This window comes from Blautia hydrogenotrophica DSM 10507 (assembly GCF_034356035.1).
In the GTDB taxonomy this organism is placed as follows: Bacteria; Bacillota; Clostridia; order Lachnospirales; family Lachnospiraceae; genus Blautia_A; species Blautia_A hydrogenotrophica.
This window is the reverse complement of record NZ_CP136423.1, coordinates 2065589-2083890: the sequence shown is the minus strand read 5'-3', so window position 1 is coordinate 2083890 and position 18302 is coordinate 2065589. Positions and strand designations below refer to the sequence as shown.

General features: G+C 47.8%; 6 protein-coding genes and 2 riboswitches. All 6 genes read left to right on the top strand.

What is annotated here, in order from left to right:
* The first annotated feature begins 54 nt into the window (after positions 1-54).
* The 6 genes from BLHYD_RS09660 to BLHYD_RS09635 all read left to right on the top strand — a co-directional run bounded on the left by BLHYD_RS09660 (position 55) and on the right by BLHYD_RS09635 (position 18292).
* Positions 55-447: a hypothetical protein gene (locus BLHYD_RS09660; protein WP_040350304.1), complete on the top strand. Its 393-nt coding sequence runs from the start codon at positions 55-57 to the stop codon at positions 445-447.
* A gap of 125 nt (positions 448-572) precedes the next feature.
* Positions 573-1331 (top strand): hypothetical protein, encoded by a 759-nt coding sequence (locus BLHYD_RS09655; RefSeq protein WP_005946314.1) that lies wholly within the window; start codon positions 573-575, stop codon positions 1329-1331.
* A gap of 8 nt (positions 1332-1339) precedes the next feature.
* Positions 1340-1768 carry a hypothetical protein gene (locus tag BLHYD_RS09650; RefSeq protein WP_005946312.1) on the top strand — a complete coding sequence of 143 codons (429 nt, stop codon included), beginning with the start codon at positions 1340-1342 and terminating at the stop codon, positions 1766-1768.
* 726 nt (positions 1769-2494) lie between these two features.
* Positions 2495-2677, top strand: a riboswitch (cobalamin riboswitch).
* A gap of 202 nt (positions 2678-2879) precedes the next feature.
* On the top strand, positions 2880-5915 hold the full coding sequence (locus tag BLHYD_RS09645; protein ID WP_005946306.1) for a leucine-rich repeat protein: 3036 nt from the start codon (positions 2880-2882) through the stop codon (positions 5913-5915).
* 186 nt (positions 5916-6101) lie between these two features.
* Positions 6102-8894, top strand: a complete 2793-nt coding sequence (locus BLHYD_RS09640; RefSeq protein ID WP_260784496.1) for a PQQ-binding-like beta-propeller repeat protein — start codon at positions 6102-6104, stop codon at positions 8892-8894.
* A gap of 230 nt (positions 8895-9124) precedes the next feature.
* Positions 9125-9313, top strand: a riboswitch (cobalamin riboswitch).
* Positions 9314-9577: 264 nt separating this feature from the next.
* Positions 9578-18292 (top strand): carboxypeptidase regulatory-like domain-containing protein, encoded by an 8715-nt coding sequence (locus tag BLHYD_RS09635; protein ID WP_260784497.1) that lies wholly within the window; start codon positions 9578-9580, stop codon positions 18290-18292.
* Positions 18293-18302 lie beyond the last annotated feature (10 nt).

The following is an 18302-nucleotide window of genomic DNA, read 5'->3' as shown; positions in this document are numbered from 1 at the left end:
GAAAGTTTACGTTAATTATATCATCGAGGTTAAAGAATTGAAATGGAGGGTTTTATGAGAAAGAAGATTATATCAGCTATTATGTTGGCTGTGTTAATGAATATATTTTGTATAGAAGGTGTACAGGCAGAAGGTGCGAATAAAGAAAATATTGATGAGAAATTGTATACAGAAGATAATTCATTTTGGGAGTCAGGCGAGGTAAAGAGACAATATTATTTTAATGGAAATGTTTTAAGAAATTCTGATAGCGAGATGAAAAATATTACGTTATTAGAAGATTGTATAAAACAAGTAGTATTTGAAATTCTCATTGGAGATGAAATAATAAAGGTAGGTCTAGTATTTCAACAGGAATTTTTGATGGATGCTTTAAACCAAAGAGTAGATAGTATTATAGAAGAATTAATTGAAATGTATGGAACTGAAATTAAAATGAAAACGTAAGGTTATACTGTATTGAAACAAAAGAAAATAGCGCTAGAACTAACGAAATAATTGACTTACAAGACCTTAAAGAAGTAATAGAAGTTACTCCTGAGGTAATTAAACAGATAGAGCCTGCCGATTTATTGGATATATCAAAAGAGGTATATGGTATAAATGAACAATATCATATAAATTATGCTAACATGATTTTGTTACATGATTCTAGAACCAATAAAAATACACGGTGCGTACCAACCCTAAGTTCTCCACATTACGGGGATGGAAATAATAGATATGAATCAGGATATCAATGGTTTCCAGGAAAAGTAAACGTGGTTTTTAATGAAGGTTTATTTTCTGGTATGCGTAAGCATCAAGTAGAATTATCCTATTGTTATTCGGAAGATGAACTGGGAAATCTGGCGTTTGATGATAATGAAGCATTGGAAATGGAAATAACATTTTATAATTATAATCCAGATACGATGGATGAAATTTATGAAGCAGATTGTGGATATAGTTATATAGATACATCATCAGACTTTGATTATTTCACAAATCAACCCTCTGAGTATCTAGATACATCTTTTGGGGATTCAGATTGTGAGGTTAATTTTTGTGTAGGAGTTGATGACGCTACAAATTTAGAACCAGGAGTCAACTATTATTTTAGAGCCAGATTTGATGGAAATGAGAGGCAAGGTTATCCTAATGATGGTCGTTTTCGTGTAACAGCGCAAAGAGGGTACCGTTTTATTGGGCATGGTGAATGGAGTGTATTTGCAGAAGAACATGATCCGATTAGATCTTTAGGGATAAGTGAAGATATGAATTGGGTATCTGAAAGTGCTTATGATATATGGCAGTGGAATTTTAATTCAGACACGGATTTTGTCAGTTGAGGTGTTTTATGTGGAAAGGTGAAATCTTATATGCATGGCTTTATTATGGGTTTGTGCTGTCTGTGTTCTCGTTGGGATTCACTGTTGTGGTTTCAAAAATATGGAAGAGGAGAAAGAAGAGCCTGCGTGAAAAAATCATGTTTTTTTGTTTGGGGTTAGTTTTGGCGTATGTACTTCAGATTTTCCTGTGCTATCATCCTTTTATTCGTTATGCCTCTCCAAACCACCGGAAGCTGTCTGAGCAGGCCGAGGAGGAGATGGTTGAGCGGTTTTGCCACATTCAGAATCATTCGCCGCTGACAGCGTATTACTATCAGGTAGTGTATGTGCAAAGTGATGAAGATTACCGAGTGGAAGTACATTATCTGTACTCTATCCACGGAAAAGTCATGGGTAGAGTCTACGGAGATGAGACTGGTATTCGGACAGGAATGTGAAAAAACGCTCGACAAACGTATGAGTAAATAAATTGTGAACAAATCTTAATTTTATATAAAAGGAGGTTATCAGACAGAGACTGGAAGCTTCACCATCGGAGATACCGGCTTGTTATTGAGGTGAGAGTTTCTCTTTGTATAGGGAGAGGACGCGGATACCAACTGATATGAGAAATCAGCAGCATAAACTGACACCTGGAGAGTAGAACTATCTGGCGATGGCGGATAATTATCAGACGGTGACAAGTACCTTCAACGAAGGAAAGAATTCTGCGAGCTGTTCACGGACCATCGCCGTGCAGATGGAAAAAAGGAACGAAAGTAACGTTCTCCATTAATGCAAATTTTCCAGAATATCAGAAGTTTACGGTATACAGCAACGCAGATCAGGTGATCGAGACCAGAAAATTCGGAATCTATTATCTAGCGCCAGGCGAGTATCGTTACAAAATCGAGGCAAAAGGCTACTTCACCAAAGAGGGGGAGTACTGGAGATAAGGGAAGCACGACTTCCTACACCGACACCGGCCTGAAATCCGGGCAGACGTACTACTACACTATGCGGGCATACCGCACGGTAAATGGTGAGAAGATCTTCGGTTCCTATTCCGACTGGAAGACCGTGAAGGTGAAATAAGGGAATTAAAAAAAACGAAATGAAAATTTAATATAATTGTAATTAATTAAGATTTACATGGCCAGAAAAGAGGGATATAATAATTACGCAAAATGAATAGAGGCTTTGGTTAGGTTTTGATACCTATTTAACGGAATCTGGTGAGAATCCAGAACAGCCTATCTCTACTGTAAGAGGGACGAACGGACGATATGCCACTGGAGGATACTCTGGGAAGGCGTTCTAGTAGGAAGAACTTAAGTCAGGATACATAACAAAGCCTAGGGGAAAACGTTTGTGAGTACGGCAGGCGAAAGACCGAGTCACCATATTATATTATTATAGAAAAGATAGCGTAGTCCTTTCTGCGGGAGAAAGGATGAAGCTATCTTTTTGTCTTTTTTCGGCTTTTTGCGGAGGAGAGCAGGAAAGGAGGAAAAAAATTCGCTCGCAGATGTTTTCAAAAAATAACGATCGAGTAAAAAGGAGAAAGAAATGAAATTTAAGGCGTACAAAAAATTTATGGCTTTATTGATGACGGGAGCCATTGCTGCTACAGGAGTGCCGGTGACTGCACTGGCAGCTGAGGATGTGGCTGTTGAGGCGTCATTCCAGAGCGAGGAGGAGGCCTCAGGGAAGGCTGAGGAAAGCTTCTCCAGTTCTGTATCCCAAGAGGAGCCCTTTGAAGCTGAGGATTTTGCCGAGGTGTTGGCAGAGGAAGCTGCGGTACAGGAAGGTACCTGCGGCGAAAACGTGACATGGAAACTCTCTGAGGACGGAGAGCTGCGCATCAGCGGAAGCGGGGAGATGACGGATTACTCTGTCGCAGACGCATCGCCGTGGTCTGAGCTGGTGGACAGCATCAAGACGGTTGTGATCGAAGACGGGGTCACGAGCATTGGCGACAGAGCCTTTAGAAGATGTATGCAGATGACAGAGATTTCCATCCCGGACAGCGTAACCAGCATTGGAAAAAATGCTTTTGACTACTGCATAAGCCTGGGTGAGATCTCTATTCCAGACGGCGTGACCAGTATCGGCAGTGAAGCATTTTCCATGTGCAGAGTTCTGGAGAGTATTCAGCTGCCGGCTTCTCTGAAAGAAATAAGCACCAGCATGTTCATGAGTTGCTCAGCGCTGAAGGAATGTGTGATTCCGGATGGCGTGGAAAAGATCGGGTCGCAGGCGTTCTATGGTGCGAAGCTGGAGAAAGTGACAATCCCTGCCAGCGTCAACACGATTGAAGTGTATGCGTTCGGTCAATGCCCTTTGATGGACGTGGTGATGGGAGGAGATGCGCCGGCGTCTACGGATACGAACGCCTTTTATAACTGTCCGGATGATATGATCGTGAGTGTTCCGGCAAGGGCGGAAGGATATTTCGAGGATCCGTGGCTGTATATGGACGTGCAGTTTAGGGAGGAACACGTGGATGAACTGAATGCGATCAGAGCAGCTCTCCTGGATCAGGCTAAGAGTGACAACGCATTCTGGGATCTATTGAACCGTGTGAATGCGGGTGAGACACTGTCAGAAGAAGAGAAGGCAGATGCTTGCGCAAGAGCGGTGGAGATGGCGACAGCTCCTTATCTGGATACCAGTGAGCTGGCGATGGCTGCGATCGCAATTAACGCGATGGGATTGGACGCGTCACAGGTGACGAGCGGCGAGAAGACTGTCGATTTAATTGCCTTAATGAGTGTCAGAGTATATCAGAATCTGGTGGCCTACCACCCTGAGGATGAGATGGGTTCAGAGCTGGAAGACTGGACGTTGGCATTGGCTGCCTATGACAGTGGAAATCATGAGCTTCCCGCCAATGCGGTCTGGACCAGAGATAAGATCATAAAGCACATTTTGGACAGCCAGGATGAAAAAGGAGGCTGGCATTTCTTTGACAAAAATACTTTTGACTGGCATCCGTATGCGACGGCACAGACGATGCTTGTGTTGGCACCGTACTATACGGAGAATGACGAAGTCAGAGAAGCAGTTGACACGTCTATGAAGCTGATCAGTGAGAAATTCAAGAGCACAGGGAAACTCTTTGTGACCGTGGTGGGAGAAGAAGAGGATCCGGCAGATGTAGCGATGGTCATCGCAGCCCTGCGTGCTTATGGCATTGACGTGAATGCTGATGAAGATTATATCTACAAGGAAGACCCGGATACAGAGATGACATTGGTGGATTATCTGCTGACCTTCAAGCAAGAAGACAATACCTTTGGACCGAACACCAATGAGATTCCTTACTGCCCAAAGGGAGCTTCTGGATTGCAGGCAATTATTAGCCTGGGAAGCTATGACGGATATCTTCCTTATCAGACGAACTGCCCGGATGAGGCCCAGGCTTCTCCTCACGCAGATGGTTATGAAATTCCTAAAAATGCGACGAATTCCGTGAATCCTGACGGACCACTGGGTGTTTTTGCACAGCATGAAGATATTAATTTGAACTTGGGAGAGACTGGAAAAGCAAGCTACCGTCTGATTTCAGGGAGCGAGGACATGATTGAGTCCATACATTGGGAGTCTAGAGATGAATCTGTTGCGACCGTAGATGACGAAGGAAATGTCAAAGCGGTCGGAGAGGGAAGCACGAGTCTGAAACTGACGGTTGTTGCAAAAGGCGGCGGTCAGTCCTTCTCCAGTGTGAATGTCACTGTGACAAAACCATCGGATGAAGCGAAAGCAGCTTTCCAGAATGCAAAAGTGGATGTCACCGCTAAGAGCGTTGGCTATGACAGTGTGAAACTGACCTGGAAGGCCCTGGATAATGCGGACAGTTATCTGGTATACCGCAAAGTCAAAGGCGGACATTTCACACGGATTGCCACAGTGACTGACCTGAATTACACAGATGAGACAGCGAAGACGGGAACGACGTATTATTATACGGTAAAAGCAGCCAGCAACAGATGGGGCGGCACCATATATAGCAAGTATGTGACCAATTTGATGGCGAAAGCAGTTCCGGCGAAGGCTTCCATCAGCAAGACTCAGACCTGGGGTTACAATGGAATCAAGGTGACCTGGGATAAAGTGGCAGGAGCCGATGGTTATCGTCTGTACTATAAGACCGGTAATTCAGGATGGAAATATGCAACCCAGACTGGAAATACTTCTTATGTACATACAAGAGTGACTACCGGACAGAACTATACTTACTATGTACGTGCGTACTGCAACGTAGACGGGACGAAAGTATTCGGAGCGTACTCCCAAGGAAAGACCGGAAAAGCGGTTCCGAAGAAAGCGGTGATCACAAAGGCGACTGCCGGAAGTAAGAAAGTATCCTTGAACTGGAATAAGGTAAATGGAGCTAGCGGTTACCGTATCTACTACAAGACTTCCGAGAACGGAAAATGGCATTATGTGACTCAGATCGGAAAGGGAAGCACGACTTCGTACACCAACACCGGCTTGAAGTCCGGCCAGACTTACTACTACACCATGCGTGCATATCGTACCGTGAATGGAGAGAAAGTATTTGGCTCTTACTCTGACTGGAAGACCGTGAAGGTAAAATAGTCTGAGAAAGAGGAAACCATCTTGTAATCTGAGTAGATAGACAATATAATGACAAGAAAAGAGGAAATTCCTGGTATGGGGCAGCTTCATATCAGGAATTTCTCTACTCTGAGATAAACCGAAGCAAAGGACAGACTTTTCGGTTTCTCTAAGAGTATCCATGTTTGCTAGAGAAAGGAGAGTCAGATGCATAGGAGACTAACGGCGGTATGGATGGCGGCGGTGCTTGGAATCACATCGTGTCCGCTTCCGGCAGCGGCAGCCATGCTACCGGAAAACGCAAATTTTGAAGAAGAAGCACAGGAAGAGGAAAGCTTTGAGAGCTTTGGCTATGAGGAAGGATTTCAGACAGAGGCAGACGCTGGTTTTCTGCCGGAAGAGTTGGAAGACAACGAATGGACGCGCTACCAAAATAGCGCGGAAAATAACGGGATTGTCTCTGCGAAGCTGCCTTTGGCAGAAGACAACAGTGTGATGAAATGGGCGACTAGGATGTCTAGCGGCTACACCAACAGTTTTACTCCACCGTTGATTCTGGGCGGAGATTTGTATGTGCAAAAGGGCAGTAAGATTTTACGTCTGTCCAAAGAGGACGGCAGCGTGATTCAAGAGAGTGAACCGCTAGAGGGAAATGCCGGCTATGGTTTGAATCCGCTTACGTATGCAGAAGGACTGATTTTTGCAGCGATTGGAAATGGACAGATTCAGGCGGTAAACGCGTCTACCTTGGAGTCTGTCTGGGTAAGTGAACCTCTCGGCGGACAGACCATTTCTCCCATTGCTTATGCGGACGGATATGTCTATACAGGGACCTGGAATTCAGAGACTGACGACGGGGTATATTTCTGTCTGTCCATAGATGACCAGGAGCCGGAGCAAAAGATAGAAGTCAAGAAACCAGTCTGGACTGTGACCCACAAAGGAGGATTTTATTGGGCGGGCGCCTATGTGGAAGAGGGGACCGACGGAAATGACTATGTGATCTTTGGCTCTGACGATGGAGAGGAGAATGGAGCGGTCTTATACTCTGTCTGTACGCAGACGGGAGAAGTGGTCAGCCAGGCGGAAGGTTTCCAGGGAGACATCCGCTCCTCCATTGTGTACGATCAAGGAAAGGTATATTTTGTCACAAAAGGCGGATATTTATACCGGGCTTCCCTGGAAAATGGCCAGCTTGACCAGGTGATTGGCTATGACTTGGGTGGAATGGCGACGGCGACTCCCGTAGTTTACAACGATAGAATCTATGTGGGTGTCTGCGGCCAGGGAAACCAGTTCGACCCGGAAAGCGGACACAGTATGGCCGTTTTGGAGGACAGCGAAGAGGGGATTGCCTTAGCGTATGAGGCAGAAGTGCCCGGGTATCCCCAGGCCGCAGCCCTTCTCTCAGATGCCTATGTCCAGGAGGATTACGATGGCGATGGAGTGCCTGACCAGAGAGTGTATCTATATTTTACCTACAACGCAGGTCCGGGAGGAGTCTATTGCCTGTCTGACGAGCCAGGACAGACAGAAGGAGAGGCGAAGTCGGTGTTTACACCACCAGTCGGCAAACGTCAGTTCTGTATCAGCCCACTTTGTGTGGACAGCGACGGAACGATCTATTATAAGAACGATTCCGGCTACCTGATGGCGATTCAGTCTGCGGGGGCTTATCTGGAGAATGTTGCGGTCTCGGCAGATGTGGGAGAGGTCCAGTGGAGTGAAGCGTTTGACAGCGGAACGAAAGAATATTTTCTGACGGCGGACCAGGCTGCGAGTCAGCTGACATTCACTATAGACTGTCCGCAGGGACAGTCGGCGACGGTCGACGGGGAGGCCTGCGACGGAACCTACGTGATGGAGCTGGGTGATGAAAAAGAAGGCCAGATAGAAATCGAGGTGACAGACGGCGAGAACAGCGCCAGCTATGTCTTCCATGTGGTGCTGCAGGAGAATAAGCCGGAGGCTGTGAAAGCTGTCGAAGCGAAGATCGACGAAATTGGTTCTGTGACTGTGGACAGTGAAGGAAAAATTGCCGATGCACGGAAGGCTTATGAGGCGCTGACGGAAGCGGAAAAGAGTCTGGTGAAAAACTATGAGAATCTCCTGGAAGCGGAAGAACAGCTGAAAGTTCTGAAGGAAGAGAGGGAAGCTTTTGTCTCAGGACGGCCGGAGGTAAAAGCAGAAGCCGTATCCTATAACAGTATCAAGCTTACCTGGGAACCGTATGAGAATGCGAAGAGTTATTATGTGTACAGGAAGGTAAAAGGTGGCAGCTTCAAAAAAATTGCCTGGGTTCAGGATTTATCTGATTTATCTTATACAGACAAGACAGCGGTGACTGGGACGGTTTATTACTATACGGTGAAAGCGGCGAGCAAGAAGTGGGGCGAGCCGGTATACAGTAAATATGTGACTGATTTGACAGCCAAGGCTGTGTTAGAGAAGCCATCCATCGGGAAAGCCCAGACCTGGGGCTACAATGGAATCAAAGTGACCTGGGACGAGGTAGCGGGAGCTGACGGCTACCGTCTGTACTATAAGACTGGAAATTCAGCGTGGAAATATGCAACCCAGACCACCGGGACTTCCTACACACATACTGGAGTGATTACTGGACAGGACTATACTTACTATGTGAGAGCTTACCGGACAGTGAACAAAACCAAGGTATTCAGCGCCTATTCAGACGGAAAGACAGGAAAGGCGGTGCCGAAGAAAGCGGTGATCTCCAAAGTGATGGCGGGCAGCAAGAAGGCGGCGCTGAAATGGAATAAGGTAAACGGAGCCAGCGGATATCGTATCTACTATAAGACTTCCGAGAACGGGGAATGGCACTATGTGACCCAGATCGGAAAGGGAAGTACGACTTCGTATACCAACACCGGCCTGAAATCTGGTCAGACTTACTACTACACCATGCGGGCGTACCGCACGGTAAATGGAGAGAAAGTCTTCGGTTCTTACTCTGACTGGAAGACCGTGAAGGTAAAATAGTATGAAAATGGTATCGGTTTGAATATCTTAAAAGAGTATCGCTCTGTCAGCTGTTTGGGTGACAGAGCGATATCAGTTGTGCAATCAGAGATTGTTGTAGGCTTTGTGTAAGCAGAATGTGAACTTTACAATGTCGAAAATATATGATATATTTAATATGTTAACTGGAAATATTTTTTGTATGACCATTTTGATATAATTAAAAAAATAGTAATCAGTTATTGGTTTGAAAAAGTAGATAAGGACCACGGTCAGGCGTCTATATACGCCTGTTTAAAAGGAATCTGGTGAGAGTCCAGAACAGCCTATCTCTACTGTGTGGGGGACGAAAAAGTAGGATACCACTAGGGGAACCTGGGAAGGTACTTGAGTAGGAAGAACCTGAGTCAGGATACAACAACGGGGTCTGTGTAAAGATATTCGTAAGCATGACGAATAGAGTATAGGACAGTTTTAAGAGTGTTCATATTAAGAGAAAGATAGCGTAATTCTACCTGCGAGAGGAAGAATTATGCTTTTTTTTATCTAAATTTACGGGATATGAAGGTTTGCGGACAGAGTCTGTGGGCGGAAGTCTCGTCTATTTGGAGGAGAGGAGGCGATTGGGGAAAAGAAAAGTTTGCGGGAAATTTTCCCAGAAATCAACAGTCGTCAGAAAGACGGCGGTTTAGAGGAGGACTAAGATGAAGAAGAAAACTTACGGCAAACGAATTGCCGCCTGGGTGTTGGCCGCGATTATGGCCACTTCTGCGTGTCCTGAGACTGTGCTTTTGGCGGCCCCTGTGGGAGAACCGCAGGAGGATGTGGAAGCTCTCTCGGAGGAGGGAGAAGAGAATATCCAGGAAAATGAGGAACCGGGGGAGGCGCTGGAGGCCGAAGAACCCGGGAAAACGGATGTGGAAGAGGAAGATTCTTTCGCATTGGAAGCAGCTGAGGGAGAAGAGACCGAGCCGGAAGCTGCACCGGAAGAAGAGACTGTACCAGAAGAAGAAAACAACCTGGAGCCGAAATCCCTGGAAGCAGTGGTTTTGGCAGACACTGGCCTGGTTGCCGATTTTAGCTGGTATCAGGCAGATGAGACGGTTTTCACTCTGAGCAGTGAAGAAGAGATGCGCGCGTTGGCAGAGATCGTGGCGAACGGTCTGTCAGATGACGGATACGGAGCAGAGATCGATGCGGACGATTTTGCAGGGAAGACCATCTTGCTGGATGCCGACATGGATTTCACCGGGGAGACCTGGACCCCGATCGGAACGCAGGAGCGTCCGTTCGCGGGAACCTTTGACGGACAGGGCCATACCGTCACCTATACGGTGGATGGAATGGAGAAGAGCTATCAAGGCCTGTTCGCCTATAACAGTGGTACTCTGCGTGATTTCACCGTTGCAGGTTCCATGGAACTGTCCAAGAGCCAGTACCTGGGCGGTGCGGCGGCTGTGAACAACGGTGTCATTGACGGCGTGGACTCCCAGATGGATTTCACGATGGACGATGTCCATGTGGATTCCACGACGGATATCGCGAACCGCTATGGCTGTTATGTGGGCGGTGTGGCCGGTCTGAACTATGGGACCATTCAGAATGCTACATACAACGGAACCCTGGATGCGGGAACCTTTATCGGCGGTATCGCGGGCTGGAGCTTCGGCGTGATTTCGGATTCCAGCAACAGCGGAAAGATTATTGTACGTGATCTGGACGCAATCTATAATACAGAAAAAGGTGCCGGCGGTATCGCAGGTGTCGTAACTTCCAGAGCCGGTACAGAAGACCCGGCGTTAATCGAAGGCTGCGTCAACAACGGCGAGGTTTGGGGATATTACCATGCCGGCGGTATCACTGCATTCCTGAATTCCGGTACAGTTCGAAACTGTATCAACAACGGATATATTCAAGCATGCTGGAACAATGGCGGTATCGTAGGAGCGATGACGGATATTGAACGGTCAGACCGTCGGCCTTTGTTGGAGAACTGCTACAATACCGGTGAGCTGGACCAGGATTCTTCGACAGCATCAGATCAGGGAATCACTTCTTCCATGCGTTCCTACAATTATTGTGCGGGTATTGTGGGATTCGGTAAGAATGAAGATATCCAGAACTGTTTTAACAGCGGCTATATCCATGGGAAACTGCAGGTGGGAGGTATCATCGGCGGCGACTACAATGGGATGAGAGGTACCATGGACAGCTGTTACAACATGGGTGAAGTGACTGGCGGCAGCTACGTGGGCGGAGTCTCCGGATGGCTGGGCGGCACTGCAGTGACCAACTGTGAAGATTTTGTGGACAAGGTCAGCGAAGAGAATGCCAAGACCATCACAGACCGTCTGAATGCCAATGTGACGGAAGAAAACGGATTCTACGGATGGAACGCTTCTGGCACGGACGTATTCTTTGGAATCGTCTACGGTGTGGATTTCCAGGTGACTCCGGAAGACGCGACAGTGAAGGTCTTCAATTCTGCTGAAGCAGAGGTGCCGGCTGCAGAGGATGGGGCTTATTCTCTCCAAAGCGGCGAGTACACCTATGAAGTGTCTAAAGAAGGCTACCAGACAGAGACTGGAAGCTTCACCATCGGAGATACCGGCCTGTCATTGAGCGTAGAGCTGCTCTCTGTATGGGGCGAGGATGCGGATACCAGCTGGTATGAGGAATCCCAGGAAAGTTTCGTGCTGACGGAGGCAAATCAGCTGGCTGGTCTGGGAAGTCTGGTAACGGCAGGTACTGATTTCGCAGGAAAGACCATTTCACTGGGAGCAGATATCCGTCTGGTGGACAAAGAATGGGCTGGAATCGGGGACGCGAATCATGGATTCGCCGGAACCTTTGATGGAGCCAGCCATAAAATCACCGGACTGGCAGCGAAAGACGGCGCGCTGTTTACCAATATAGTAGCAGGCGGCGTGGTGAAGAACTTAGGTGTCAGCGGTGTGGGCGCGATCGCGGCGACCAATGCAGGAAGCATTGAGAACTGTTATGCTGTGACGACAGACACGAAGGCGGCGGTTGCCCTGGACAATCAGGGAAGCATCCGCAACTGTGTATCTGGAAGCGAGATTCCGGTGGCAGCAGACAATGCTGGTGTGGAGAATTCCTTCTATATTAATGGCACTTATACAGAAGAAAGCTTCACAGACGGTACCATCGCCAAACTTCTGAACCAGAACGCGACGGCTACCAATGGTTGGTATCCGTGGACTGCCGGGGAAGCGGGAACCACTCTGCAGGCAGCGTATACGGCAGCCTTTACCATAGAGACAAAAGATGGTGGAGACGCAGAAGACACGGTGCTGAAGATTTTCGACAGCGAAGGAACAGAGATCACGGAAGAGACCACAGTCAATTATAAGACTGGGGAAAACACCTACCGTCTGATTCCTGGAAAATATACCTACACAGCGACTCTGAGCGGCTATGCGGACCGTGAGGGCAGTTTTACCATTAAGAAAGCGGACCTGACTCGGACCATCACCATGGCGAAACGTTACACTCTCAGATTGACGGTGAGAGACCAGGTGGCATCCACAGCTCTCGCAAACGCGAAGGTGACCGTGAAGAATTCCTCTGGAAAGAGCGAGACCGTGACCTCCAGTAGCAATGGAATCTTTGTCTATAACCTGTTGGATGGAGACTATACGTATGAGATTACCTGTGAGGGTTACCAAGCGACATCTGGAAATACAACGGTTAGTGGCGGAAGCAAATTTCTTAATGTACGAATGAAGAAATACCCGACGCTGTACTTCACAATCGCACCGGAGGATGCGAAGGAAAAAGCAGACATTCAGGTAAAGAATGCCGGCGGAGAGAAGATTTATCCCAACAGTGACGGAAGCTATTCTTTCATCGAGGATGGAACCTATAACTGGACGGTGACCAGTGAAGGCTACTGGACAGAGTCTAAGACCTTCGAGGTAAAAGAAGAGGCAGACAAGAACGTAGAGTTCCGGGAAGCTTTGGAGATGAGTCCGACCTATCCGGTGAAATTCGAGTTCGTCTCTGACAAACCTCAGAATCAGACCATCGAAGTTCTGACAGAGGACGGGGAGACGGTGGAACCGTCGGAAGACCTTACCTATCTCCTGAAGGATGGCACTTATACCTATATGGCCAAAGCCTATGGCTACGAGATCATTAAGAAGGAGCTTGTGATCGACGGAAAAGGCCAGAATATCCCTATAGAGTTCGAGAAACGGGGCTACGATGTAAATTGGTATGACCCGGATGCAAAAGTTCTGGAGATCAACGACACAGCCGACTTCATGGCGTTCATGGCGATGACGGTAGGTCAGGGTGTGGATGAGAATGATGAGTTGATCGCTAGAGATACCTTCCAGAACAAAGATATCCAGCTCAATGCTGATCTGGTATTGAGTGAGCTGGAGAACGAGGCCTTTGTCCCGATCGGAAGCCAAGAGGCAGGCGGATGGGGATTCGAGGGAGATTTTTATGGAAACGGATACTCCATCACGGTGAACCTGGAGACGGATAAATTTGCAAATCTGGCTCTGTTCGACTATGTGCAGGGATATAACAGCGCGACGATCGAAGGACTGACAGTAAAAGGTAAAATCACGAATACCTATAAGGGCGCGAAAACCTATACTGCCGGCTTCACGGCGAATAACTGGAGTATGTCTATGGTGGACTGCCACAATGAGGCAGACATCACTTCCATGAACCCGAATTCGGCCAGCTATACAGGCGGCTTGGTGGCCAGCACGACGAATTACAATGAGCTGGAAAACTGTACCAACAGCGGTACGATCACCGGTAAAGTAAACGTCGGCGGTGTCATTGCAAACGCCTCTCAGGTGAGTCTGACAGGCTGTACCAACACTGGTACCGTCATCGGAACAGAGAATGTCGGCGGTGTCATCGGAACGGGCCAGACTGTCACAGACAGTAAAAATGAAGGTGAAGTCCGCGGTGAGACCAAGGTCGGTGGAATTATCGGTTATGGAAGCAATTCGACAGTTCGCAACTGTGAAAACCATGGAAAGATTGAAGGAACAGATATAGTCGGCGGAATTGCCGGATATCTCGGAGACGGCTATGGCACCTGGGCTAGCCGCAGCAACGTCAACTATGGCGATGTTACCGCGTTGGGCCGTGCTGTGGGCGGAGTTGCCGGAGAGTACAATCCAAGCGGTTATAATCTCCCGGCAGTGACTGGTATGGTGAACTTTGGAACCATCACCGGCAGCGGAAATGCCATGGGCGGTATCTTTGGCCTGATGGATGACTCCAATAATGCTACCGATATCAAAGTAGAGAACTGCTATAGCGTAGGCCAGCTCTTACTGGTGGGTACAGGGACTACGGTGGGCAACATCTGTGGAGAAGTGCCGACAGGCAAAGAGCTTCTGAATAACAACTTCTATTCCAGTGAGAGCCTCTTCCCAGGCTGTGGAAACAGCGAGGGTGGCACAGAGGCAGTGGAGCCTTCCGCTTTCACGGACGGAACCATTCAGACCCAGATGAACCTGAATGTCCGCGTGGCAAACCAGGCTCAGGTATGGGAAACTGGCGAGGACAACTATCCTTATCCTACCGGAGATGAGGCAGCCCTGACCTTTGACGTGAGTCCAGACTATGCGAACATCACGCTGAAGAATCCAGACGGAGAGGTGCTAGAGCCAATTATCGAAGGTTCCAAGAGCTATGCTGGACTGACGAAGAATACTTACTATGAGTATACGGCGACTTCCACTTCTACCGATTATCAGAATGCAACGGGAACGATTATTTACAAGGGCACAGCCTTGACAGAAGAAGTGACGCTGCCAGGGAAGTCCTATACGATCACTTTCGCCGTGATACCTGCCTATGCGAAATTGGTAGTCAAAGACAGCGAAGGCAATGAGATGAATCCATCTTCTGCTAAACAGTATAAACTGACACCCGGAGAGTACAGCTATCTGGCGATGGCGGACAATTATCAGACGACGACAGGTACCTTCACCGTAGGAGGAGACTCTGAGAGCCGTTCACGGACCATCACCGTACAGATGGAGAAAGGAACGAAAGTAACGTTCTCCACCAATGCAAATCTTCCGGAATATCAGAAATTTACGGTGTACGACAGCGCAGATCAGGTGATCGAGACCAGAAAATCTGGAATCTATTACCTGGCACCGGGCGAGTATCGCTACAAAGTCGAGGCAGAAGGCTACCTCACCAAAGAAGGAGAAGACTGCGTCTTCACAGTGGGAGAGGAAGCGCTGGAGATTTCGGTGGAACTGACCATGGAGTACGATGTCTCCTGGTATAACCAGGCAGAAAACCTGTATGAGATTTCCAATGAAATGCAGCTGAAAGGTCTCAGTGAGATCGTCAGCGGTACCTCCGCGAACATCTCTCAGGATTCTATGCAGGATAAGACCATCCGCCTGATACAGGATATCGAGCTGACCTCTGAGCAGTGGCAGCCGATCGGAGCGAAGAATTCCAATAATACAAAGAGATTCGCAGGTACATTTGACGGATGCGGTCATACGATTTCCGGCATCCATCAGACAGACATGAAGACCATCGGCGGCTATGCCGGATTCTTCATCGGCCTGGATGCGACAGGTACGATTTGCAACCTGACGCTGGAAGGCCAGATCAACAGCGAAGAGTTCTACAATGCAGGTGCGTTTGTGGCGCATACTGGTTATGGTACTATCCTCAACTGTGTCAATAAGTGTGAAGTGACTGCAAGAAACGCAGCTGGTTTTATCAATTCCGCAAATAATGGAACGACGATTGAGAACTGCCGCAATGAGGGCATGATTACCTCCACCAGCGGCTGGGCTGGAGGCCTCGCAGGACAATTCACAGGACAGATCATCAACTCTGCCAATACAGGTATGGTTTATGCGGCCGGTTCCTATGCCGGAGGCCTCATAGGATATATGAATGCTTCTGGAACGAATGAGTATAAGATCGAGAACAGCTACAATGCCGGAGAGATCAGTACCTCTGGACAAAATGGAGTGGCTGGCGGAATCGCCGGTTATGTTTATGCGAATGATAACAAGGTAACCGTTGAAAATTGCTACAATACGGGCAAGGTATACGCATCTGATGGCGTAGGCTCTGTGGCGGCGATTACAGGAAACTCTTCTGGAAAGAAAACACTGAAGAGCTGTTATTACCTGGAAGGAAGCGCCGACTATTCTTATATTTACGCACAGAATTATATGCAGCAGGAGGGCTTCGGTTCTCTGGTAGGCATTGCGGAGGAGAAAGCCGAGGAGGCATTTTCTGATGGAACTGTGGCGACCGCGCTGAACAAAGGCGCGACTTTAACAAATGGTTACGACCGTTGGGTAGTAAAAGAAGGCCAGACGGTATTCAGCAATGGAAAAGATCTGATCTTTAGCCTGAATCCTGTGGATGCTAAACTGACCTTAAAGGATGCTTCTGGCAAAGTTGTGGAGCAGGCAGGAGTGAATTCTTACACCGGTCTGAAAGCAGGGGAAGAATACACGTACACAGTAGAAAAAGAGGGACTGACTACCGAGATTGGAACTGTCGTGGCTCAGGAGAATCCGCTGGCTGTGGATGTCAATCTGAGTGCGACCATTTTGCTGACCATCAGTAAGGATGGAACCTTCTTCAAGTCTGAGGACGGTGAGACTCCGATGGTGCAGGTGCCGATCACAGTCAATGCCTTTGATGTGACAGCCTACGGCTATTCAGAAGTCTACAACAGCGACGAGGGACCGACTCTGTTGAATGCCTTTATCAGAGCTCACGAGTTGTACTCTGAGGAAGGCGCAGACGGCTTCTACGCAACGCCGAACAACGACCCGGCAGTGGGAAATGATTTATTTGTCAGAGAGTTCTGGAATATCGAGACTACACAGCTGAACTACTGGGTGAACAACAAATACCCAGGCGAGTGGCTGGAAGACGAGGGCTACATCTGGGGTTCCACCGCAGATAATATTCTGGTGAAGAACGAGGATGACGTGGAAGTGGATTTGTATGCGGATTACACGGTTCCGATGTATCATAGTTTCTTTGACCAGACAGAGGCCACGGTGAAAGCTGGAGAAGAATTGAAGCTGAACTTGAAAGGCTTCGTGTCTGCTAACGCATATGAGCACAAAGAGCCGCCGACCTTTGCAATGGAAGGTTCCGAGATCTATGCGGACCTGTTGAATGCGAAGACAGATCTGCCGTCAGAGAGCACAGGTCTGAAGACGGACAAGGACGGAAATGTCACCTTGACATTCAAGGAGCCGGGAACTTACCTGGTATCTGCCAAAGGAACGGAGACGAAACTGGATGGTGAGAAGGCGATCATTACAGCGCCTTATTGCATTGTCACAGTAGAAGAAAGCGAGGTAGATCTGGAAGTACAGGCAGTGATCGAGAAGATCAATGCGATCGGAGAGGTAACTCTGGAATCTGAGAAAGCAATCCAGGAAGCAAGGGAGGCTTACGACGCGCTGAGCGAAGACCAGAAGAAGGAAGTGACTAACTACGAGAAACTGGCAGAGGCTGAGAAGAATCTGGAAGCGCTGAAACAGGAAGAGCAGAGGAAGGCTTATGAAGCGTTCATTTCCGGCAAACCTGAGGTGAAAACAGAGGCAGTATCTTATGACAGTATTAGAATTACCTGGGAGCCCTATGCGAACGCGAAGAGCTACTATGTATATCGTAAGGTAAAAGGAGAGAGCTTCAAACGAATCGCATGGGTTCAGGATTTGACAGATTTGTCTTATACAGACGAGACGGCAGTGACCGGTACAACGTATTATTATACGGTGAAAGCGGCGAGCAAGAAGTGGGGCGAGCCGGTCTACAGTAAATATGTGACAGATCTGAGTGCAAAAGCGACTCTGGCAAAGGCGTCCATCAGCAAGACACAGACTTGGGGTTATAATGGTATTAAAGTAACCTGGGATGAAGTAGATGGAGCAGATGGCTATCGTCTATACTACAAGATAGACGACAGCGGCTGGAGATATGCAACTCAGACAGAGGATACTTCTTATGTGCATACAGGAGTGACGACTGGAAAGGTTTACACTTATTATGTGCGCGCATACCGTAATATTGACGGAGCGAAAGTATACGGTGCATATTCTGACGGTAAGTCTGGAAAGGCAGTACCTAAGAAAGCAGTGATTGCGAAAGCTACTGCAGGAGACGGAAAGGTAACTCTGAATTGGAACAAGGTAAATGGGGCAAGTGGCTATCGCATTTACTATAAGACATCTGAGGATGGGGAATGGCACTATGTGACCCAGATCGGAAAGGGAAGTACGACTTCGTATACCAACACCGGCCTGAAATCTGGTCATACGTATTATTATACTATGCGTGCATACCGTACGGTAGATGGTGAGAAAGTCTTTGGTTCTTACTCGGATTGGGTGAATGTGACAGTGAAGTAATTCTGCAAAA

Coding starts and splice junctions, on each gene's coding strand:
- BLHYD_RS09660 (WP_040350304.1), top strand. CDS start 55: ATGAGAAAGAAGATTATATCAGCTATTATGTTGGCTGTGTTAATGAAT.
- BLHYD_RS09650 (WP_005946312.1), top strand. CDS start 1,340: ATGTGGAAAGGTGAAATCTTATATGCATGGCTTTATTATGGGTTTGTG.
- BLHYD_RS09645 (WP_005946306.1), top strand. CDS start 2,880: ATGAAATTTAAGGCGTACAAAAAATTTATGGCTTTATTGATGACGGGA.
- BLHYD_RS09640 (WP_260784496.1), top strand. CDS start 6,102: ATGCATAGGAGACTAACGGCGGTATGGATGGCGGCGGTGCTTGGAATC.
- BLHYD_RS09635 (WP_260784497.1), top strand. CDS start 9,578: ATGAAGAAGAAAACTTACGGCAAACGAATTGCCGCCTGGGTGTTGGCC.